The following is a 21,999-nucleotide window of genomic DNA, read 5'->3' on the forward strand; positions in this document are numbered from 1 at the left end:
GGGCTAAAAATGATTGATTGTCGATCTGCTCGCCAACGGCCCTCGGAAAAATGCATAAAAAAGGGAGCCTCTTGGGCTCCCTTCTGGACTGTTTAACCCGTCGCCTTCATCTCTTTTTTCCAGCGATACAGCAGATCCAGAGCATCGCGTGCGCTTAGGTCATCTACATCCAGTTGCTTGAACTGATCCAGCAAGTCCAGTGCTTTTTCTGTGGTCGGATCAGGCTCGGCGACCGTGGTTTCCGGAGCGCTGCCTGCATTGAACAAGTCCAGTTGTGCGCTAGGATCATTCTGGGCTTCCAGGCGGCTTAGCTCGCGGCTGGCCTGGCGGATAACCGCAGAGGGAATGCCGGCACGCTGTGCAACCTGAATCCCGTAACTGCGGCTGGCCGGGCCTTCCTGAACTTCGTGCAGGAACACAATGCCTGAAGCCGATTCTGCGGCGGCCAAGTGCACGTTGGCTGCGGCAGGCAGCTCGTTGGGCAGGCGTGTGATCTCGAAATAGTGCGTGGCAAACAGGGTCAGTGCCTGATTGTGGCTGAGCAGGCGATGCGCGATGGACCAGGCCAGGGCCAGACCATCATAGGTGGAGGTGCCACGGCCAATTTCGTCCATCAGCACCAGGCTGTAAGGGGTGGCGCCGGCCAGAATGGCTGCTGCTTCAGTCATTTCCATCATGAAGGTGGAGCGGCCACCGGCCAGGTCATCAGCCGCACCGATACGGGTAAAGATGCGGTCGATCTGGCCAATACGGGCTGTGCTTGCCGGTACAAAACTGCCAATGCGGGCCAGCAAGGCAATCAGGGCAACCTGACGCATATAGGTGGACTTACCGCCCATATTCGGGCCGGTAATCAGCAACATGCGACGCTGTGCGTGCATTTCGCAGTGGTTGGGCGTGAAGCGCTCGATGCTATGTTCCACCACCGGGTGACGGCCTGCCTCAATCCAGATGCCGGCCTGTTCGGTCAGCTCGGGGGCGACCCAGTTATTGTCCAGCGCATGCAGCGCCAGGGAGGACAGGGTATCCAGTTCAGCCAGGGCACTGGAGCACAAGGCCAAGGGCCCTGCATAGCTTTGCAGCTTGTCCAGCAGTTCATCGAACAGGAACTTCTCGCGGCTCAGGCTGCGGTCCTTGGCGGACAGGACTTTGTCTTCCCACTCTTTCAGTTCAGGCGTGATGAAGCGCTCGGCATTTTTCAGTGTCTGGCGTCGGCGGTAGTCGTCGGGAACTTTGTCGGCCTGACCGCGGCTGACTTCAATAAAGAAACCGTGCACCCGGTTGTATTCGACGCGCAGGGTGGCAATGCCGGTGCGCTCGCGTTCGCGGGCTTCGATCTTGACCAGCACATCACCGCTGTCACTGGCCAGGCTGCGCAGCTCGTCCAGATCGGCGTCGTAGCCGTCGGCAATGACACCGCCATCGCGTATCAGCAAGGCAGGCTCGGAGGCGATGGCAGACTGCAGCAAGCAGGCCAGTGCCGGATCCAGAGCCAGGCTCAACAAATGTCCATGCAAATGCTCGGACTGGCCAAAGTTTTGTTCCAGTTCCTGACGCAGTTCGGGTAGTGTTGCCAGCGCATCGCGCAAGCTGGCCAGTTCCCGAGGACGTACGCTGCGCAGGGAAATACGCGTGGCAATACGCTCCAGGTCCGGGAAGCGGCGCAGGGCATGGCGCAGCACACCCAAAGGATCGCCTGCATTCAGGCTGGCGCTTTGCTGGGTTTGGAAGAACAGGGACACCACATCCTGGCGCTGCTGAACGGCATGGTTCAGACGCAAGGGGTGGTGCAGCCAACGGCGCAGCAAACGACTGCCCATGGGGGTCTGGCAATGATCCAGCGTGGAGAACAGGGTTGGGCTGGTTTCACCGCTAATGGTTTCGGTAATTTCCAGGTTCTTGCGCGTGACAGCATCCAGCACCAGAAAGTCCGAGCTGTGCTGAACGCGGATAGCGGTGATGTGAACCAGGGACTGGGATTGCGTGCTGCCTACATAGCGCAGCAAGGCTCCGGCTGCCGCCGTTGCCGCAGGCAGATCGTCCAGACCAAAGCTGGCCAAGGAATCCAGATCAAAATGATCCAGCAGGGTTTCGCGCGAGCCATCCTGCGCAAAGTGCCAGTCCGGCAAGGTGTGGCAACTGGCTTGTGGCAGTTCCGGGGCAGGGCGCAGCGATTCGGGGTAGACCAGTTCCACAGGGCCGATACGGTTCAGTTCCGTATCCAGCATGTCCGGCTCGCACTGGCTGACCAGAAATTCGCCACTGGCCAGGTTCATCCAGGCCAGTCCCACCATTTCCTGACGTTGCACCTTGATCAGAGTGCAGGCGGCGATCAGGCGGTCTGCCTTGGGAGGCAACAAGGCGTCATCCGTCAGTGTGCCGGGGGTGACCACACGCATGATCTTGCGCTCCACCGGGCCTTTGCTGGCCGCCGGGTCACCGACTTGCTCACAGATGGCGACGGACTCGCCCAAGGCAACCAGACGCGCCAGATAACCTTCCATGGCATGAAAAGGCACACCGGCCATCGGGATGGGCTCGCCGTTGGAGGAACCACGCTTGGTCAACGTCAGGTTCAGCAGGCGTGCGCCACGTTCGGCATCGGCGTAGAACATCTCATAGAAGTCCCCCATCCGATAGAACAACAGGTGCGAGCCAGCCTCCGCTTTGAGCTGAAGGTATTGACGCATCATGGGCGTGTGGGCGGACAGATCGGCAGCAGAAGTCATAGCGCAGTACAGGTCAGGGAATTCAACAACAAGGCCGCCCAGAAGGCGGCTGAGTCGATATTGTAGCGAGCGCAGTCAAGTGGAGGATAGGGAGCGGGCTGATTTAGTCCCGCGTATTTCCCCTTAAAAAGAAGGGATATCCCGATTTTGAGCATGGAAGTACTTGATGTAATAATACAAATGATAATTACTTCCATTTCGAAAACAGGATATCGTCATGTTCACACGTCGCCTTGCCTTGTCTGTCTTGTCTGCCGCTTTGCTCAGCGCAGGATCGCTTGCCCACGCTCAAACGTCCGAAGCGGTCCCGCTGCCCCTGACGCCGGAGCTGGCACAAAAGACCTCGATTACGTCAGAAGGAGCCTTGCGCAAGGATCTGGCCTACGGGATTTACCAAACGGTTTACAGCCCCTTTGACAATTCCTTGTATGTAGCCTCGGCAGAGCGGGCACCCTCGGTTCGTGGTGGTGTGATCTACAAGCTGGACCCCATCACCCTGGATGTGAAGGGGACGATTTATACCGACGAGAGCAACTTCGGCCTGGCAAGGAACGCGTCGGGCGACACCCTGTATGTCACCAATAGTCTGGCTGCGGCCGCCTCCAAAGTGGAGTTGAAGGAGGACGGGGGCATAGAGCGCGTCCGTTTCAGCAACAAGAGCTTTGATGACACCAAAATGGGGCCGCGCACGATTCGTCACGATCCCCAGCAAGGCCGTGTGTATGTGGGCGCCGTAGGCGCGCCTGCCGTGATCTGGGTATTGGATGATCGTAATCTGGAGCTGATCGACACCATTGAAAACGCAGGCAAATGGGTGACCGGCCTGCTGGTGGATTCGCCCTCGCATCGTTTGTATGCCGCCAATGGCGATGGCGAAGTGATGGTGGTGAACACCCAAACCAACAAGATCGAACAGCGCTGGAAACCGGCTGGCGTCAAACCCGCCTTGCTCCTGAATTTCGCGCTGGATTCGGCCCGCAATCGTCTGTATGTGACGGAAACCAAAGACCAGAAGACCGTGTATGTGCTGGATGCCCGCGACGGTAAATTGCTGCAGGAACTGCCGGTGGGCGATGCCCTGGACGTGTTGTACAACGCCGATCGTGACGAGCTGTATTTGACTCATCGCGAGCAGGGCAAGGTGTCTGTACTGGATGGCGCCAGCTATGCGATCAAGGCGCAATACAACTTGCCCGATAACCCCAACAGCCTGGAGCTGGGCCCGGATAGTCAGTTGTACGTCACTGTTAAAGCACCGTTCACCCCTCAGTACAAAGCCAGCAAGCGCGAAAGCGTGGTGCGTATTGACCTGAAGAACATCAAGGGTTGATAGGTAATCGTGATGACACGTCTATTTAAACCTTGCCTGGGGCGCTCTCTTGTCTTGTCCCTGTTTGCTCTCCATGTACAGGCTCAGGCGCAAGACCAGGCGGATGTTGCCCAGGCGCAGGAGTTGTCCATCATTACCGTCAATGCCAGCGCGGATGCTTCGCGTCAGGGTTTGCTGCCGGAGTATGCAGGCGGCCAGGTCGCCAGTGGTGGTCGGGTGGGGATATTGGGTTCTCTGGATAATATGGACTCGCCCTTTAGCGTCAATAGCTATACCAGCCGCTATATCGAGCAGTTGCAGGCATCCACGGTAGCCGATATGGTGCGCCATGATCCTTCCGTGCGGGTGGCGCGTGGCTTTGGCAACTTTCAGGAAAGCTTTTTCATTCGGGGCTTTTTGACGGCTTCCGATGATATTGCCTACAACGGCTTGTTTGGTTTGCTGCCCCGGCAAGCGACCGCGGCCGAACTGGCCGAGCGTATTGAAGTGCTGCATGGAGCCGGCGGCTTTCTGTACGGTGCCGCACCTTCTGGCGGTGGCATTGGGGGCACGATTAATGTGCTGCCCAAACGGGCCGGCGAGAACCCGCTGACCAAGGTCGGTGTGGGTTATGGCAGTGGCGGGCAAAGCCAGATCAAGGCGGATATTTCGCGCCGCTTTGCGGATGATGCGGCAGGTATTCGCATCAATGCCATCAAGCGCAGCGGTGATACGGCGGTCGACAATGAACACACCCGTCTGGACCTGTATACCGTTGGGATGGATTGGCGCGGTGAGCGTGTACGTCTGTCCGCCGACCTGGGCTATCAGGAGCACAAGCTGCGCGAAGTCCGGCCCAATGTCACCTTGCAGGCCGGCTTGTCGGCCTTGCCGGAGCTGCCCTCTCACAAGCGTAACTTTGCTCAGCCCTGGACTTATTCCAATGAGAAAACTGTCTTTGGCACCGTGCGTGGGGAATATGATCTGAATGATTCCATCACGCTGTGGGCGGCCTTTGGCATGAAAAATGGCAAGGAAGAAAACCAGCTGGCGGGCCTGACAGTGACCGATGCGGTTTCGGGTAAATCTACCTTTTCGCGTTTCGATAACTCCCGACGAGATGATGTGAAAACGGGCGAGCTGGGCTTGCGAGCCAGTTTTGAAACCGGCCCTGTGCTGCATGAGCTGGTTGCTGCGGCTTCTCTGTATGACCACAAGGAGAAAAACGCCTGGGCCATGGGCAGCGTGCAGGACAGCAATCTCTATGACCCTGTGAATCATGCCTTGCCGCCCATTGCCTTTTCGGGCGGGAATCTGGGCTCGCCAGCCTTGGTGGGTCGCACCAAATTGAGCAGCTACACCCTGGGCGACTTGATGTACCTCTGGGATGACAGGCTGGAAGTCATGCTGGGTTTACGCCATCAAATTATGGAAACGCGCAGCTATGACTATGGCACCCAGGCCCTGCAGCGTAAAGACCGTCAGCAACACACCAGCCCTGCGGCGGGCGTGGTGTTCAAGCTGACTGATGAATGGGCCTTGTACGGCAACTACACGGAAAGCCTGGCGCAAGGTGATCTGGCACCGTCCCGTTTTAATAACCAGCCCGTTCAGAACGCGGGGCAGCGCTTGTCGGCCTTTGTGGCCAAGCAAAAAGAGCTGGGCATCAAGTACGACAATGGCTCCATGGGCGGTGGTTTGACTTTCTTCACCACGACCAAACCGCGGGGTGTCGTGAACGACGATCTGCGTTTTGTGGAGTCGGGCAAGGATAGGCATAACGGGCTGGAGCTGAGCTTCTATGGTCAGCTGACGGACTCCCTGCGTATTCTGGGTGGTGTGACTGCCCTGGATACCAAGCAGAAAAACACGGGTGATCCGTTGAGCGAAGGTCAGCGCGTGATTGGTGTGCCGCGCTGGCAGGGCAGTCTGGGCTTGACCTGGGATGTGCCGCAGGTGACCGGCTTGTCGCTGGATACCCAGTTGCTGGCTACCGGCGCCCGTTATGCGGATTCGGCCAATGCGATCCGTGTGCCTGGTTGGGTACGTTGGGATCTGGGAGCCAGCTATCAGCGCAAGGTTTCCGGTGTACCCATGACATTCAGGGCCAGCGTTGAGAACGTGGCCGATACGACTTACTGGGCTTCAGTTGGCGGTTATCCCAATAATGGCTATCTGGTCTTGTCGCAGCCACGCACGTTCATGTTGAGTGTCTCGGCGGAGTTTTAAGGAAGGGAGCAGGCAGGGGATCAAAACCCTGCCTGATTCGACCCCTCCACCCCTACTTCCAGCCCATCGCTATAACTTTTACAAAATAAATGTCCGGAAAGTGGGCTCTCAAACGTCTTTATAAGGAAGGCCTGAAAAAGAACCTCTTGCCCTGTCCGCTTGATTGCGTTGGATGGGTAAGCAAGCCTCTGCCTTCTTGACCACTATTACTTTTTTGATCACCTGCCAGGCATGATGCGGCGGGTGCAGATCTACGGTTTTAACGGAATTATTTATGAAGTCCAAAGCAGTGAAGCGCCGCTGGGCGTTGGCCCTGGTGGCGGTGCTGGTACTGGGGGCGCTGGCCGCACAGGCCGGGCGTTCTTCAGAGCAGTTTGAAACGGTGGCCGTGGAGCAAAGCGATATACGCGCTACCGTTGCTGCGGTGGGGACTTTGAAGCCCAGTCGCTATGTGGATGTGGGGGCACAGGTGTCGGGGCAGATTACGGCTTTGCCGGTTGCTCCGGGCGATCAGGTCGAGCAGGGCCAGTTGCTGGTGGAAATTGACCCCAGCGTACAGCAGGCCACGGTCGATGCAGGCCGCGCTTCGCTGGCGGCATTTCGCGCTCAGTTGGCTGAGCAACAGGCCCAGCTTTTGTTGGCCCGTCAGCAGTTGACACGTCAGCGCCAATTGGAGCGCCAGCAGGCCAGTCGTCAGGAAGATATACAGATTGCCCAGGCGAATCTGGCGACGGCTCAGGCGCGTGTCGCCCATGTGCAAGCGCAGATGGAGCAGACCCAGGCCACGCTGAAAGCCGACGAGGCGCGATTGGGCTACACGCGCATTTACGCGCCCATGAGTGGCACCGTGATTGGTGTGCAGGCCCGTGAAGGCCAGACCTTGAATGCCACGTACCAAACCCCCAATATTTTGCGCATTGCAGACCTGAGCACCATGACGGTGTGGACCAGTGTGTCCGAGGCGGATATTCGTCGCATCAAACCCGGCATGACGGTGACGTTTACAACCTTGGGCGAACAGGGCGAAACACAGGCGCGTCAATGGCAGGCCAAGGTGCGGCAGATCATGCCGGCACCTGAAGGAAGCACGCAGGAAGAGACCACTGCCACGGCGCCAACAGCCACGCAGGCCATCATGTATACGGTGCTGTTTGATGTGGACAATGAAGACGGTGAATTGATGCCGCAAATGACCGCGCAGGTGCTGTTTGAAATTGATCGTGCCGATCAGGCTTTGCTGGTGCCCCTGGTGGCCTTGCGTCCTGACCCGCAGCGCGGTCCCGATGCCTTCAAGGTGCCCGTGCTGGAGCACGGCAAGCTGCAGGAAAAGCCGGTCAGTCTGGGGGTGCGTAATCGACACCAGGTGCAGGTTCTGGATGGGCTGGCCAAGGGTGAGCAGGTGGTGCTGGCCGTGGTGGCGGCCGAGCGTGGCTGGCGGTGGTTGCAATGGTAGGGTCCGCTCCTGCCTTGATTGAGCTGCGCGATATCTGCCGTATTTATGGTGGCCCGCCCAGCACGAAACCGGCTGTGCAGGTCTTGTTCGATGTCAGCCTGAGCATTGAGCCGGGCGAGTTTGTGGCCATTGTGGGCGCATCGGGCTCGGGCAAGTCTACCTTGATGAACTTGCTCGGTTGTCTGGACAAGCCCAGCAGCGGCACCTATCTGTTCCAGGGTCGGGATGTTGCACAGTTAAGCGCGGATGAGCTGGCTGCCTTGCGTCGGGAAACGTTTGGTTTTGTGTTCCAGGGCTATCACTTGATCCCAACCGAAACGGCCAGTGAAAACGTGCAGATGCCCGCGATTTATGCGGGCATGGACGAGGCCAGCCGGGCTGACCGTGCCGCGCATTTATTAGGCAGTCTGGGCTTGGCGGACAAGCTGGACAATCGACCCAATCAACTGTCTGGCGGTCAGCAGCAGCGCGTGTCCATTGCCCGTGCCCTGATGAATGGCGGCCGGGTCATTCTGGCTGACGAGCCTACGGGTGCACTGGATTCGCGCAGCGGTGCGGAGGTCATGGCCTTGCTGCGCGAGCTGTCGGACTCGGGGCATACGATCATTCTGATTACCCACGATCACCAGGTGGCCGCGATGGCAGACCGGGTGATCGAGATTCGTGACGGCTGCATCCTGTCTGATAGCCGCCCGGATGCGGCCCAGGAAACAAGGGCCAAGCCGCCTTTGATGGAGTCGGAACATCGCCGCTCGCCCTGGCTCTCGGAAATCAAGGACGCCGCACGCAGTGCCTTGCGCAGCATGTTCATTAATCGGCATCGCACGGCATTGACCTTGCTGGGCGTGATTATTGGGGTGGCCTCGGTCATTGTCATGCTGGCGGTGGGCGAGGGCGCACGCCAGCGCGTGATGGATCAGATGGGTACGATGGGCACCACCATCATGTACTTGAGCAGTTCCTCGCCACCCAATGGCTTGCCCAAAGGCCAACTGACGGATGAGGATCTGGAAGCGATTGGAGAGCTGCCTCTGATACGGCGTGTGATGCCCGTGATTGGGGACCCGATTACCGTGCGGCGCGGCAGTGTGGACCGGCAGGTGTATGTGTTTGCCGCCAATGAAACCATGCCGGATATTCACCGCTGGAAGCTGGCACAAGGCCGTTATTACACCGATGCCGAGGACCGGGATCTGGCTCCCCTGGTCGTGCTGGGACATCGTGCTGCCAAGCATTTTTTTCCCGATATGGATGTGCCGTTGGGGCAGCAGCTCCTGATCGGTAATTCACCTTTTGAAGTGATCGGGGTGATGCAGGAACGGGGTGCCGATTCGGGCGCACAGGACTACGACGACATGGTGTTTGTGCCCTATCACGCGGCGCGTGCCCGTGTGTATCAGGCCCAGACCCAGCCTGACTATGTGGTGATTGATGCGCAGGACAGCTCCACCGTTCTGGAAGCGGAACAGGACATGCGCCAGTTGCTGACACAGCGTCACGGCGGGCGCGAGGACTTTTCAATCGGGAATGCGGCGGCTCGCTTGCAGGCAGAGGCTTCCACGCGTCAGGCCATGAGCATGATGCTGGGCCTGATTGCCGCGGTGTCCTTGGTGGTGGGCGGCATTGGTGTCATGAACGTGATGTTGATGACAGTGCGGGAACGCACGCGGGAAATTGGCATACGCATGGCAACGGGTGCGCGACAAAGCGACATCATGCGTCAGTTCCTGACCGAGGCGGTTTTGTTGACGATTACAGGCGGTTGTCTGGGTGTGCTGGCCGGTGCAGTTGTGGGTATCGGCCTGATTTTTGGTGGGGTAGATGTGGTGTTTTCCTTGCGGGCGGCCTTGGGCGCCTTTGGCTGCGCCGTGGTGACGGGCATGGTTTTTGGCTATATGCCAGCACGTACGGCGGCCGCACTGGACCCCGTTCAGGCTTTGGCAGGGGAGTAAGCATGGCTCATTACCGATGGATAGCAGGGGCCATGAGCACGCTGGTGCTGCAAGCTTGCGGCTCCTTGTCCTCTGATCTGGACAAGACCCCGCCGACGCTGCCCCAGGCGTATCAACAGCAAGCCAAGGCGACACCCAGTCCTGTACTGGCCCAGGTAGAGCCGGAGTGGTGGCGTCCCTATAACAGCCCCGCCTTGAACAGCCTGATGCAGGAGGCCTTGAAGGATGTGGCGGTGCTGCGTCAGGCACAGGCCCGGATCTTGCAAGCGCAGGCTCAGGCACGCATTGCCGGAGCCAGTTTGCTGCCGGAGTTGCAGGGCAATCTGTCTGCGCAAAGAGATGCGCCGTTTTCTTCCTCGCATGGAGACTCTCGCTCGCAATATGTGGCCGGTGCGTTCATGAGCTACGAGCTGGATCTTTGGGGACGCAATCGTGCTCAGGCCGACAGTGCCGTGTTCCTGGCCCAAGCGGCAAATTACGAGCTGGATGTGCTGCGTGTCAGCGTGCAGGCGCAGGTGGTGCATTTAAGCCTGCAGGCTCTGGGCGATAAACAGCGTGTCGCCATTGCTCGTCAAAACCTGGCCGTTGCGCAACGCTTGTTGAGCCTGCTGGAAGCACGCTTGCAGGCGGGGGCGGCTTCGCCTTTGGAGCTGGCACAGCAACGCCAATTGCTGGCTTCGCAACAGCGCAAATTGTTGGTGATTGAAGAACAGGCCATTCGCACGCGGGTGGAGCTGGCGACCTTGTTGGGCCGCACTGAAATCATGCCCGAGCCGCAGGAAGATATTGCCAGCCTGCAGGTGCCGGTGCTGGAAGCAGGTCTGCCTTCACAACTGCTATCGCAACGCCCTGATATTGCGCACATCGAGGCCCAGTTGTCAGCGGCTCATGCCGATGTGCATGTGGCGCGCGCTGCCATGTATCCCAGCCTGACTTTGGGGGTGCGGGCAGGGGCATCGGGCAATCATTGGGAAGAAAGCCTGCGCCATCCGGTCTACAGCCTGATCAGCGGGCTGGTGGCTCCTATCTTCAATGCCGGTCGTTTGGAGGCGGGCAAGGATTTGAGCGACGCTCGTTTGCAGGAATGGCTGGCGCAGTATCGGCAGACCATTGTGCAGGCTTATATGGATGTGGAAGGCGTGCTGGCACAACTGCATAGCCTGGATGCCCAGGCGCAGACCATGGAACTGGAGTGGGAGCAAGCCAGGCTGGCGTTTCAACTGGCCGAAGCACGTTATCGCTCCGGCTCGGAAACCCTGCTGTCTTTACTGGATGCGCAGCGTACCTTGTACGCCGCTCAGGATGTGCGCGTCAGCTTGATGCAGGCGCGTTTGCAATCCCGCGCGGCGCTCTTCCGAGCACTGGGCGGGGGCTGGCAAGCTGGCTCAGGCAGCCTGGCTGATCAGGGGACGGTGGCAGAGGCTGGGGTCTAGCAGGCTGGCAGCCGCCTCGTCCAGCAGGATGTGGGTGTTGGCGTGCGGCTTCAAGGCTGTGAAAGGCAGCTCGGGCGTGACACCGCCTTCCTGGTAATTGAGCATGGTGCGAGCCTTGTGCTCGCCGGTGACCACCAGGGCAATTTCACGGGCGCTCAGAATATCGGCAATCCCCATGGTGATGGCCGATGCAGGCACTTCGTCCATGGAATCAAAAAAGCGGCTGTTGTCGATACGGGTGCGCTCGGACAGGGCCACCACATGGGTGCGGCTGTCAAAAGGGGTGCCCGGTTCGTTAAAGCCGATGTGGCCGTTGGTGCCTACGCCCAGCAATTGCAAGGCGACACCCCCACTGGCCGCAATCGCGGCGGAGTAGTCCTGGCAGTGCTGCTCCAGCTCTTGGGTCAGGCCATTGGGCAGATGCAAACGAGCGGCATCAAAAGGCAGTTGGCCGAACAGGTGCTGGCGCATGTAGTAGGCGTAACTTTGCTCGTGCGCTGCCGCCAGACCCACATACTCATCCAGATTGAAGCTGTTGATCTTGGAGACATCCAGCCCATTGGCACGTACGTCCTGTACGAAACGGGCGTAGACGGGTTCCATGGTCCCCCCGGTTGCCAGACCCAGAGTCGCTTGTGGATCCTGACGAATAATTTCCTGAAGACGGGCGCTCAGGTGCGCCGCAATGGCGGCGGAATCGGGGAAGACTAAAAACATAATCTTGTTCTATGTATGGGCTGAATAAGTTGAAAAAAAACTTCGCCGCAAGCACGGCGAAGTTTGATCTTTCGAAATTCTAATGGGACAAAGATGTAACGTCAGTTTTTTTTTGCAAGCAAGTGACACGTTTTAACTATCTTGTTTGCCAGTCTCTCCCAGGAAGCCACCACTTTGACGTGCCCACAAACGAGCATACAAACCACCTTTTTCCAGCAATTCCTGGTGGCTGCCTTGCTCGATGATGCGGCCCTGATCCAGCACAATCAAGCGGTCCAGTGCCGCAATGGTGGACAGGCGGTGGGCAATGGCAATTACCGTCTTGCCGTGCATCAGGGTGTTGAGGCTTTCCTGGATGGCGGCTTCCACTTCAGAGTCCAGCGCGCTGGTGGCTTCATCCAGTAACAGGATGGGGGCGTCTTTCAGCATGACGCGGGCAATTGCCACACGCTGACGCTGGCCGCCAGACAGTTTCACACCGCGCTCGCCCACATGCGCCTCCAGGCCCTCACGGCCCTGGCGGTCATGCAGCTGCGGGATGAAGTCGGCAGCGGCGGCACGCTCAACGGCCATATGCAGCAGCTCGTCGTTGGCATCCGGGCGGCCATACAGAATGTTGTCGCGCATGGAACGGTGCAGCAAGGAGGTATCCTGCGTCACCATGCCAATGGCGGCACGCAAACTATCCTGCGTGACATGGGCAATGTCCTGGCCATCAATGCGGATGGTGCCGCTATCCACATCATGGAAACGCAGCAGCAGGTTGACCAACGTGGACTTGCCCGCGCCAGAACGGCCAATCAGACCAACACGCTCGCCCGGTTTGATCACCAGATTGAGCTTGTCGATCACCTGACGGCTTTTATCGCGGTAGGCAAAGCTCACGTCCTGGAATTCGAGGCGACCTTGTTCGATTTGCAGGGGCTTGGCATCGGGCGCATCCATCACGGTGGGTTCTTGCGTCAAGGTGTTGATGCCGTCCTGAATCGTGCCCACGTTCTCGAACAGATTGGTCAACTCCCACATCAGCCAATGGGAATGGCCGGACAGGCGCAGTGCCATCGCAATGACAGCTGCCACCACACCGGCGGTGGATTGGTCAATCGACCACAGGTACAAGGCCAGGCCCGCCGAGCTGATCAGCAAGAGGGTGGCCAGCACATGGTTGGCCACTTCAAACATGCTGATCAGACGCATCTGGGCATGGCCCGTTTCCTGGAAGCGGCGCATGGCGTTCTTGGCATGGTCTGCCTCACGGCGTGTGTGGGCAAACAGCTTGACCGTATTGATATTGGTGTAGGCGTCGGTAATGCGGCCCGTCATCAGCGCACGAGCATCGGCCTGTTCAGCGCCGACTTTGCCCAGACGAGGCACAAAGTACACGCAGGCCAAGGCGTAGCCCACCAGCCAGAGCAGAAAGGGCAGGATCAGCAGGCGGTCAAAGCTGCCGGCCAGAATCAGAATACCGATCAGGTAGGCGCTCATGCCCACGACCACTTCCACGGCCATGAACAGGGTTTCACGCACCGCCAGAGCGGTTTGCATGATCTTGGTGGTGATGCGGCCGGCAAACTCGTCCGCGTAAAAGGACATGCTCTGGTTCAGCATCAGCTTGTGAAACAGCCAGCGCAGGCGCATGGGGAAGTTGATGGCCAGCACCTGGTGCATGACCAGCGTATGCAGGCTGATCAGGACCACGCTGCCCAGCAGAACAGCGGCAATAGTCAGGAGCGTGCCACCCTGCTGGCTCCAGAATAAAGCAGGTTCAATCGAGGGCAGCCAGTCCACGATATAGCTGAGCAGGGCAAACAGCATGGCCTCGTAGGCCGACAGGCCAATCGAGGTCACGGTCATCAGGCCAATCCAGCCGCGTGAATTTTTCGTACAGGCCCAGATGAAGGGGAAAAATCCTTTGGGAGGAGTGGCGACGTGTTGTTCGGGATAGGGATCTAATCGACGTTCAAAGAATGACAGCACCGAATGGGCTCCAGCGGACGGCCCCGAGGATGGCAGGGCCGTTTAGACAAATAGAAAACCGCTTCCGGGGTATGAAGCGGCAATTTTTGATGGTACAGCAGTCATTCTGTCTGGCTGAAGAAAACCTGATAAAAACACAGTCTTTGTGTATGGAAAGTGTCAGATATTGACCACGGTGTACGTTTAGTGAGCCAAGCTAATGTTGGCGTCTGCTTTGGCAGAGCATTGAAGGAGGCTGAAGGGATAGGGCCTTGGTACGCGTGTCTTTGTTCCGTTGAGCGGTTTGTCTACATAGAGATAGGGAGGCCCAAAGGTATTTGGGGTCTGGATAAGGATATCCAGACCCCAATCAGAGAGCGGCAGTGATCTCTTAAAGGTAAACAGGCTTAGTACGCCACCACCTGCCCATCTTTACGCGGGTCAGAGCCACCCACGTAATGATTGCCCTGGCGCAGAATCAGTTGTGCACCGCCAAAGGCGAACACACCACTGCCAGGTTCAACGACGACTTCATGACCGCGCTCGCGCAGGGCCTGAACCAGAGCGGGATCGAAAGTAGGCTCTACCGCCACGCCACGGCCACCCGTCACGCGCCAGCGTGGGGCATCGGCAGCGGCTTGCGGGTTCTGACCATACAGCAGAACACGCAGCGCCATTTGCATATGGCCTTGGGACTGGAAGGGGCCACCCATCACACCAAACGACATTTGCGGCGTGCCATTGGCATTCATGGCAAAGGCGGGAATGATGGTGTGCGAGGGGCGCTTGCCACCGGCCACTTCATTCACATGACCAGGCCGCAGGGTAAAGCCATGACCGCGGTTCTGCATGCTGATGCCGGTGCCGGGAACGACCACGCCGGAACCAAAACCCATGTAGTTGGACTGGATCAGGGACACCATCATGCCGCTGGAATCGGCGGCTGTGACATAGACCGTGCCGGAGGGGCCGGGCAGGCCATGTTTGGGGTCGCCTGCCTCGTTCATTTGAATCAGGGCAGCGCGCTCGCGCAGATAGGCCGGGTCCAGCAGATGCTCGGGATGATGAATCATGTGCTCCAGATCTGCGTGGTGTTCGTACAGATCGGCAAAGGCCAGCTTCATCGCTTCAATGCTCAAATGCACTGTATCGATATGGTCCAGCGGCTGTTGGCCTACACCCGCCTGCTCCATGATGCCCAGTGCCATCAAGGCGGCCAGACCCTGACCATTCGGGGGGATTTCATGAATGACCGATTGCGCAAAAGGATGGCTGATGGTGCCGCACCAGTTCGCGCGATGCTCGGCCAGATCCTGCTCGTCCATGGCGCCGCCATGCTGGCGGGAGAAGTCGGCAATGCGTTTGGCCAGCTCGCCGGTATAAAAGTCCTGACCCTGGGTCGCCGCAATGCGTTCCAGCGTATTGGCCTGGTCCGGGTTCTGGTACCACTGACCAGCTACGGGCGCTTTGCCATCACGTAAAAAGGCTTCGGCAAAACCGGGCTGATCGCCCAGGCGCTGACGACCCAGTTCCCATAAACGTGCGATCACGGGTGAGACCGGGAAACCTTCTCGGGCGTAATGAATCGCGGGGGCGGCGACTTGTTCCAGACTCAGGCGGCCCAGCTTGCTGGACAGCTCGGCCCAGGCAGAGACCGCACCAGGAACGGAGACACTTTCCCAACCTTTGTCGGGGACGGCGTCGTGACCTTTGAATCGGTCCGGCGACCAGCCACGAGGCGAGCGCCCGGAGGCGTTCAAGCCATGTAGCTCTTTGCCGTCCCAGACGATGGCAAAGGCATCACTGCCTATGCCGCAACCCGTGGGTTCAAGCACCGTCAAGGCGATGGCGGCAGCCAGCGCCGCATCGACGGCATTGCCACCTGCCTGCAACATGCGCAGGCCCGCTTGTGCGGCCAAGGGGTGGGAGGTGCTGACCATGTTTTGGCCAAGCACCGCAGAACGGGCGGACGGGTAGGGGTTGTTCCAGTCCATACAGGTGTCAGTCTTGTTCATTGAATCTGTATTCCAGTCAGTTGGATCAGGCCTTGCCAACGTGCGCTGTCCTCGCGGACCAAGGAGATAAACTCTTCTCGGCTGGTGCTGCGGGGTTGGTCCACGCCCAAGGTTTGCAGGCGTGAGCGTACTTTGGGGTCCTGAACGGCATGGGTAAAAGCCTCATAAGCCTTGTCACGAATTTCGTCGGGCAAGCCTGCGGGAGCGTACAGGCCAAACCAGGTCACCGATTCATAGCCCGGCAGGCCGGACTCCTGAAAGGTGGGCAAATCGGGAGCCAGTGGCGAGCGCTGTTGGCCTGTCACCGCCAGGGCACGCAACTGGCCGCTGTTCACATACGGCATCCCGGTGGGGATGGCATCCAGTAAAACATGGATGGAGCCGCCCAGCATATCGTTAATGGCCTGACCGGTTCCGCGGTATGGAACGTGGGACATGACGATATTGGCCTGATTCAAAAAGGCTTCGGTGCCCAGGTGCACGATGGTGCCATTGCCACTGCTGGCGTAGTTCAACTCATCGGGATGGGCGCGCGCGTATTCAATCAGTTCCGGCAGAGTTTGCGCGGGTACGGACGGGTTCACCAGCAAGACGCTGGCGGCATCGCCCAAGTGAGCGATAGGGGTGAAGTCTTTTTCTGCATCGTAGGGCAGGGATTTGTACAGGTGCGGGGCAATCGCGTGGGTGCTGCTGGTGGTGAACAGGAGGGTGTAGCCATCGGACTTGCTGCGAGCGACTTCGCCCGAACCAATTGTGCCGCCTGCGCCCGTGCGGTTGTCCACAATGATGTTGGCGTTCATCGCTTTGGCGGCGCTTTCGGCAATCAGCCGGCTGATGACGTCGGTGGCTCCGCCAGTGGGGAAAGGCACGATCAGGCGAATGGGGCGATCAGGCCAATCGCTGGCATGGGTCGCCATGCTGCTGACGGCCAGAACAGCACCTAATAAGGTTTGGGCAAGACGTCGCCAGGGGCGACGGGTCGATAGGGTCTGTGCGGTGCTTGGGGCGTTGCTGGGTCTGGTCATGGCTCTCTCCTCAATCAAGAGATGATAGGAAAGGCGATGATGCCGAACCAGCAACAAATAAGCAGATCAGCGTTGCTATTTTGGCAAGGCCTGCGGATCGATTTCAAGTTGCGGTAACAACTCGTCCAGAAAGCGGCGAACAATAGAGGGCAAGCGGCGGCCAGCCAGGGCCTGCACTTCAATCTGGCGGTTCAGCAAGCCGCGTTCGTGGATGAAGCTGGCTTGCAGCAAACCTTGCTCAATCAGATGACGAGCCGAGAGCAAGGCTGACACGGTCACACCAGCACCGGACAAGGCAAATTGATGCAGGGACTGCATGTGGTTGCTGCTGAAAACCGGGTCCAGACTCAGGTTTTGCGCACTGCAAGCCACATCCATCATTTGTCGTACCGTGGTGTCGGGGCCAGGCAAGGCTAGGGGGTGCGCCAGAAGGCTTTTCAGGCTGATGCGTTCGGTACGGGTTACTGGGTGCCCGGGAACCGCCAGAGCCATGACGGGCGCATCGCGGCGGAACAAGGTCTTGATGTCTTTTTCAGCCGTTTGCGTGAATTTGATGCCTATATCAATCTGGCCGCTCAACAGCAGCATGGTGATGCGGTGTGGCGGCAGCACATCCAGCTGAAAGCGTATGCCCTGATGCTTTTCACGAAACTGCGCGATGCATTGCGGCAGGAGCTGGGCGGCCAAACCTTCAGAAGAAGCAATGCGGATCAGGCCGGTTTGCAGCCCTTGCAGGGCGGCAATATCGTGCAAGGTACGCTCGGCATCCATGGCACTGCGGCGCGCATGGGCCAGCAGCAGTTCACCCGCAGCGGTCAGGTTCATGCCACGGGCATGGCGCTCGAACAAGGCCATGCCCAGGTTTTCTTCCAGTCCGCTGATCTGGCGGCTGATGGCCGATGTGGCCACATGCAGATTGCTTGCCGCTTGCGAGATAGAGCCACAACGCGCTACTTCCTGGAAGTAGCGCAGTGCGGTCTCCTGAAGATGGCGTGGGTTCATACCAGACTGCCGCGCAGTTCGGCGGCAATCTCGTAGGAGCGCAAGCGCTTGTTATGGTCAAAGATATTGGCGTTCAGCATCAGTTCGTTGGCGCCGGTCAGTTGAATGAAGCCTTTCATCTGCTCAAGCACTTGTTCCGGATTGCCAATGGCCGTACAGCTGAGCAGGGAGTCCAGCAGATGCTGGGCGGGTGGGCTGCATTGCTCGTAGTAGTCGCGTACGGGCGGTGGCAACTGGCCGGGACGACCACTGCGCAGGTTCACAAAAGACTGTTGCCAGGAGGAGGCCAGTAGTTTGGCTTCGTCTTCCGTGTCGGCGGCAAAGACGTTGTAGCCCAGCATGACGTACGGTTTTTCCAGATGCACGGAAGGCTGGAACTGACGGCGGTAAACCTCAATAGCATCCATCAATTGAGCAGGTGCAAAATGCGAAGCAAAGGCGTAGGGCAAGCCCAAGGCGGCGGCCAGTTGAGCACCAAACAGGCTGGAGCCCAGAATCCAGACCGGCACATTCAGTCCGCGACCGGGCACGGCCATGATGCGGTTGCGCGGCTCGTCGGACATATAGTCCATCAGTTCCAGCACGTCGCGCGGAAACTGGTCGGGGTCGCTGTTCAGATTGCGGCGCAAGGCGCGGGCGGTTTCGGGGTCGGAGCCAGGGGCACGACCCAGGCCCAAGTCAATACGGCCGGGGTACAGGGAGGCCAGCGTTCCAAACTGCTCGGCAATCACCAAAGGGGAATGGTTGGGCAACATGATGCCGCCCGCGCCCACACGAATGCGGCTGGTTTGACCGGCAATGTGGCCGATCAGAACTGAAGTGGCAGCACTGGCAATACCGGGCATGCCGTGGTGTTCGGCCAGCCAGTAACGGTGATAGCCCCACTGCTCGGCATGACGGGCAATGTCCGCCGAACAGCGAAAGGACTGGGCCGGTGTGGAGCCCTGAACAATAGGGGACAGGTCTAGGACGGAGAGCGGATAGCTAGGCTTCATGGCATCAGATTCAAATTGGACTCAGGATATAGTCGATCCATCGTTAGGCAGCGTCAAGTAAACCCATAGCATAGGCAAGGATGTTCAGATGAAAGAAACCAGTCGTCGCACCGTCAACCATTACCAGGACCATGCGCAGGCTTATCGGGACGGCACGTGGGACCATGATGTCAGCCAGAATCGCGATGCTTTGTTGGCGGCCATCGGCTTGCCGGGGCCTGTGGATATTCTGGATCTGGGCTGTGGGCCGGGGCGGGATCTGGTCGCGTTTCAGGCTATGGGCCATCGCCCGGTGGGGCTGGATGGCTGTGCGGCTTTTGTGGAGATGGCTCGTCAGCAAACCGGCCTGCCGGTGCTGCATCAGGACTTTCTGGATTTGAATTTACCCGCTGCCGCGTTTGATGGCGTGTTTGCCAATGCGGTTTTATTCCATATACCCAGTGCCGAGTTACCTGCTGTGTTGACGGCCTTGCGTCATAGCCTGCGACCTGGAGGCGTGCTGTTTTCTTCCAATCCGCGTGGTCAGGGGCAAGAAGGCTGGAATGGTCAGCGCTATGGTTGTTACTACAGTTGGGAGCAGTGGTCAGAGCGTCTGGAGCAAGCGGGCTTTGAATATATAGAGCACTTTTATCGCCCCACAGACAGGCCACCGCAGGAGCAACATTGGCTGGCGTCCTTGTGGCGTGTACCGGCCTGATCAGCAGCAAAATGGTGAATCCCTGACCTGGCTACTTAGGCGATTGTTTTATAAGCCTATTTTTTGCTAATACAGGGGTTTTCCCTATTTTTATGCACATCTTTTGTGGATAAGCCGGTTTTCAACAAGCAGAGGCTTGCCCGAGGAAAAAAATGGTAAAGAATTGTCGATTCTCTGCTCGCCATTCTTAAGTGCTTGATTGCACGGGGATAAGTGCAGTGATTCACGGTTTATCCTGTGACTTGTCCACATTTTATGGGGATAAGCTGGCGTCTGTTTCCGGATTTGGCTGTTTTCTGTTCGCGGTTTTTAAGTCGCTGATACTACGGAAGGTTTTTCTGATTTGCCCAGTTTTTCCTATGAGCTATCCACAGTTTTCGGGGATAAGATGGAGGGCTTGCTCAACTTGGGTTCAGGCCCCTCTCAAGGCTATGATGCGCACTAGCAATGTTTACCCTTAGCGGCCAGTCCCTTCGGTGCTTTGCCTTTTAATTGAGGAGATTGAAACGTGGAAAAATTGCAAGCCTGGATGACAGAGTTTCCAGCCGTTGTCGCGATTGCGCTCAACGTCGTGATCGCTTTGTTGATTCTGATTATTGGCTGGTGGCTATCGGCCGTCGCTGGTCGTGCCATCAAGCGGATGGCGGCCCGTTCCCCCCGAGTGGATCCGACGATTGTACCCATGGCCCAGTCCGTGACGGTCTGGACGATTCGCATATTTGTGCTGATCGCTGTACTGGCGCGTTTTGGCGTACAGACCGCCAGCATTATTGCGGTATTGGGTGCTGCCGGCTTGGCCGTTGGTCTGGCCTTGCAGAACACACTGCAAAATATCGCGGCTGGCATCATGTTGCTGATGCTGCGTCCCTTGCGTGCGGGCGAGTTTGTATCGGTCGTTGGTAAAGGCGACGGGACCGTGCAGGAAGTGGGTTTGTTCCTGACCCGCTTTGAGCAAGTGGATGGCATTCAATTCACGTTGCCCAATAGCCTGATCTGGGGCAACCCTATCATCAACTACAGCCGCAACACCACTCGTCGTTTGGACTTTGGTGTGGGCGTACGCTATGGCGATGATCTGGACCTGGCCATCAAGCTGCTGCAGGACTTGCTCAATGAACATCCTCAGGTGCTGAAAGACCCGGCTCCTTTGGTCATGGTCATGGAGTACAAGGACAGCGTAATCACCGTCAATCTGCGTGCGTGGATCAATGCTGCTGACTTCTGGGATGCCCGTTTTGATCTGTTCCGCCGTGCGGTCCAAGTGCTGAATCAGGCTGGTTTGCAGACGCCCGTTCCAGTACGTGAAATCGTGCAGTCGGTTGGCGAGAAAAAGGCTGCGTGAACATGATGGGTTCAAGGCCTGACTCCGGCTTTGAACCGTGTCCTGCAGGCTTCAAGCCCATGCGGTTCCGATAGAAAGTATGAATGCCCCAAGCCTTGCTTTTAGCGGCTTGGGGCATTTTTTTCGGGTTAGCCTGCATTGGACTTACTTTCGGCTTCTCCCATACTGTACTCTTTGCTCTCGCGCTGTTTTTCTACCTGCCTCCACGATGTTTCTGATCGACGAAAAAATCACGGTACGACGCCTGGAAGTTTTGCTGGCTTTTCTGGAAGCCGGCACGATTGCCCGTGCCGCTGAACAATTGGGTACCAGTGCGGTCAGTGTGCATCGAGCATTGAAAAGTCTGGAAGAAGGTTTGCGCTGCCCCTTGTTCCTGCAGGAAGGGCGCAACCTGGTGCCGCAAGAATCGGCACGCGAGCTGGCTGAAGCCGCCAAGGAAACCATCCGTACCTTGCAGCATGGTATTGATAATGCTCGCGCAGCAGGGGGGTATTCCTCGGATCAGTTGCGCATTGGCTCCATGTATTCGCTGACGATACGTCTGGTGCCGCGTCTGTTGGTGGAGCTGAAAGTCCACAAACCGTTAATGCAGATTGATCTGGTGCTGGACTCCAACGAGAAGCTGTTGCAAAAGCTGCGGGGCGGTCATATCGACGCGGCCTTGATCGAGTTGCCGCAAGAGCAGCCGGATGACCTGGAAATGCTCCCCATTTTTGATGATGAACTGATGTTTGCGGCCCCCATGGATTGGCAAGGTTCGGATTCATCCGTAGTGGATCTGGAGCGTTGCTCCAAGGAACGCTTTGTGTCGCTGACCGATGACTTCGCGACAGGCCGGGACATGCAACGCATGCTGGCCAAAGCCGGATTCGATGCCGATATTGTGATGCGCACCGGGGATATCTTTTCCTTGATGAGCCTGGTCAGTGGCGGGGTGGGGTGTTCTCTTTTGCCGGCCCGTGCCAAAGAGGTTTTCTCTGACAAGATTCAATGGCTTGGCCTGGAGCACAAGTATCGACACTCACAGCGTATCGGTCTGGTCTGCATGAAGTCACGCGAGCGTAGCCCGAATGTGTTGAGCCTGTTACGGGCCTGCCGGATCGTGCGCACTCAGCTGGAAAAAGAAGGGCTGAAATCGGCCTGAT

General features: G+C 58.2%; 15 protein-coding genes. 8 read left to right on the top strand and 7 right to left on the bottom strand.

The genetic code is table 11. From position 1 onward, the window contains the following. Positions 1-92 precede the first annotated feature (92 nt). Positions 93-2,729: a DNA mismatch repair protein MutS gene (gene mutS / locus CPY64_RS03420; RefSeq protein WP_042483887.1), complete on the bottom strand. Its 2,637-nt coding sequence runs from the start codon at positions 2,727-2,729 to the stop codon at positions 93-95. Positions 2,730-2,946: 217 nt separating this feature from the next. Between mutS and CPY64_RS03425 the strand changes: the two genes are divergently transcribed. The 5 genes from CPY64_RS03425 (at position 2,947) to CPY64_RS03445 (ending at position 11,105) form a co-directional block, all read left to right on the top strand. Further along, positions 2,947-4,059: a YncE family protein gene (locus CPY64_RS03425; RefSeq protein WP_042483888.1), complete on the top strand. Its 1,113-nt coding sequence runs from the start codon at positions 2,947-2,949 to the stop codon at positions 4,057-4,059. A gap of 12 nt (positions 4,060-4,071) precedes the next feature. Continuing rightward, a complete protein-coding gene (locus CPY64_RS03430) occupies positions 4,072-6,267 on the top strand; it encodes a TonB-dependent receptor (protein ID WP_042483891.1) in 2,196 nt (731 codons plus the stop codon). 274 nt (positions 6,268-6,541) lie between these two features. Continuing rightward, positions 6,542-7,720, top strand: a complete 1,179-nt coding sequence (locus tag CPY64_RS03435; RefSeq protein ID WP_042483894.1) for an efflux RND transporter periplasmic adaptor subunit — start codon at positions 6,542-6,544, stop codon at positions 7,718-7,720. Continuing rightward, positions 7,714-9,672, top strand: a complete 1,959-nt coding sequence (locus tag CPY64_RS03440; RefSeq protein ID WP_042483898.1) for a MacB family efflux pump subunit — start codon at positions 7,714-7,716, stop codon at positions 9,670-9,672. The genes CPY64_RS03435 and CPY64_RS03440 overlap by 7 nt, the downstream gene beginning before the upstream one ends. A 2-nt stretch (positions 9,673-9,674) precedes the next feature. After that, positions 9,675-11,105, top strand: a complete 1,431-nt coding sequence (locus CPY64_RS03445; RefSeq protein WP_042483901.1) for an efflux transporter outer membrane subunit — start codon at positions 9,675-9,677, stop codon at positions 11,103-11,105. Here the strand turns inward: CPY64_RS03445 and CPY64_RS03450 are convergent. From CPY64_RS03450 to CPY64_RS03475, 6 genes are all read right to left on the bottom strand, one after another. Then, positions 11,058-11,822, bottom strand: coding sequence for a glucosamine-6-phosphate deaminase (locus CPY64_RS03450; RefSeq protein WP_042483905.1), 765 nt, complete (start codon positions 11,820-11,822; stop codon positions 11,058-11,060). The genes CPY64_RS03445 and CPY64_RS03450 overlap by 48 nt on opposite strands. Positions 11,823-11,954: 132 nt before the next feature. Beyond that, positions 11,955-13,799, bottom strand: a complete 1,845-nt coding sequence (locus CPY64_RS03455) for an ABC transporter ATP-binding protein (RefSeq protein ID WP_042483908.1) — start codon at positions 13,797-13,799, stop codon at positions 11,955-11,957. A 386-nt stretch (positions 13,800-14,185) separates the two neighbouring features. Continuing rightward, on the bottom strand, positions 14,186-15,793 hold the full coding sequence (locus CPY64_RS03460; RefSeq protein WP_042483911.1) for a gamma-glutamyltransferase family protein: 1,608 nt from the start codon (positions 15,791-15,793) through the stop codon (positions 14,186-14,188). Beyond that, positions 15,790-16,818 (bottom strand): Bug family tripartite tricarboxylate transporter substrate binding protein, encoded by a 1,029-nt coding sequence (locus tag CPY64_RS03465; protein ID WP_042483915.1) that lies wholly within the window; start codon positions 16,816-16,818, stop codon positions 15,790-15,792. The genes CPY64_RS03460 and CPY64_RS03465 overlap by 4 nt, the downstream gene beginning before the upstream one ends. A gap of 75 nt (positions 16,819-16,893) precedes the next feature. Further along, positions 16,894-17,820, bottom strand: coding sequence for a LysR substrate-binding domain-containing protein (locus CPY64_RS03470; RefSeq protein WP_042483917.1), 927 nt, complete (start codon positions 17,818-17,820; stop codon positions 16,894-16,896). Continuing rightward, positions 17,817-18,815, bottom strand: a complete 999-nt coding sequence (locus CPY64_RS03475) for an LLM class flavin-dependent oxidoreductase (RefSeq protein WP_026484230.1) — start codon at positions 18,813-18,815, stop codon at positions 17,817-17,819. Before CPY64_RS03475 ends, CPY64_RS03470 begins: the two co-directional genes overlap by 4 nt. 88 nt (positions 18,816-18,903) lie before the next feature. Here CPY64_RS03475 and CPY64_RS03480 point away from each other — a divergent pair, with 88 nt between their 5' ends. The 3 genes from CPY64_RS03480 to CPY64_RS03490 all read left to right on the top strand — a co-directional run bounded on the left by CPY64_RS03480 (position 18,904) and on the right by CPY64_RS03490 (position 21,998). Beyond that, positions 18,904-19,512 carry a class I SAM-dependent DNA methyltransferase gene (locus CPY64_RS03480; protein WP_042483925.1) on the top strand — a complete coding sequence of 203 codons (609 nt, stop codon included), beginning with the start codon at positions 18,904-18,906 and terminating at the stop codon, positions 19,510-19,512. 529 nt (positions 19,513-20,041) lie between these two features. Then, positions 20,042-20,854 carry a mechanosensitive ion channel family protein gene (locus CPY64_RS03485; protein WP_035271438.1) on the top strand — a complete coding sequence of 271 codons (813 nt, stop codon included), beginning with the start codon at positions 20,042-20,044 and terminating at the stop codon, positions 20,852-20,854. Between the two features lie 208 nt (positions 20,855-21,062). After that, a complete protein-coding gene (locus CPY64_RS03490) occupies positions 21,063-21,998 on the top strand; it encodes a LysR family transcriptional regulator (RefSeq protein WP_042483929.1) in 936 nt (311 codons plus the stop codon). Position 21,999 lies beyond the last annotated feature (1 nt).

The organism is Alcaligenes faecalis, from assembly GCF_002443155.1.
In the GTDB taxonomy this organism is placed as follows: domain Bacteria; phylum Pseudomonadota; class Gammaproteobacteria; order Burkholderiales; family Burkholderiaceae_B; genus Alcaligenes; species Alcaligenes faecalis.